This window comes from Methylobacterium ajmalii, from assembly GCF_016613415.1.
GTDB lineage: Bacteria > Pseudomonadota > Alphaproteobacteria > Rhizobiales > Beijerinckiaceae > Methylobacterium > Methylobacterium ajmalii.
Window position 1 is genome coordinate 80,144 of sequence record NZ_JACWCT010000066.1, and the last position, 516, is coordinate 80,659.

Sequence of the window (516 nt, forward strand, 5' to 3'; positions counted from 1 at the left end):
CGTGTTGACCATCGAGGTCGTGAAGGCCTGGCGCGCCGCCACGATCGCCTGCGTCGAGCCGAGGCCGCTGGCCTCCGTCCGCAGCGTGCTGATCGCGGTGCTCAGCTGGGTCAGCTTGGTGGCGATCGCCGCGTCGCCGACCGTGTTGGTCGTCGCCGAGGTGCCGCCGGCCACCGTCGTCGCGTTGGTCCACGCGCCGGCCGCCGCCGTCGCCACGCCGAGGTTGTTCGAGGTCAGGGCGCCGGTGCCCATCGAGCCGGCATTCGTCTGGATCGACAGGGTCGAGGTGGTCGACTTGGCGTCGAACGACACCGAGAGCTTGTCGCCGTTGAGCAGGTTGGTGCCGCCGTAGCCCGAGTTCTTCATCAACTCGTCGACCTGGGAGAGGACGGTGTTGAACTGGGTGGTCAGGGTGTTGCGGCGGGTCGGATCGCTCTCGGCGGCGGCGGAGTTCGCCAGGCCCTGGGCGGTCTGGAACAGCTTGGTCATGCCGTCGATGCCGGAGCTCGCGGCGGT

General features: G+C 69.6%; 1 pseudogene. It reads right to left on the bottom strand.

The features are described from left to right. Positions 1 to 516, bottom strand: a pseudogene (locus HPY23_RS12620) (hypothetical protein); the annotation flags it as partial.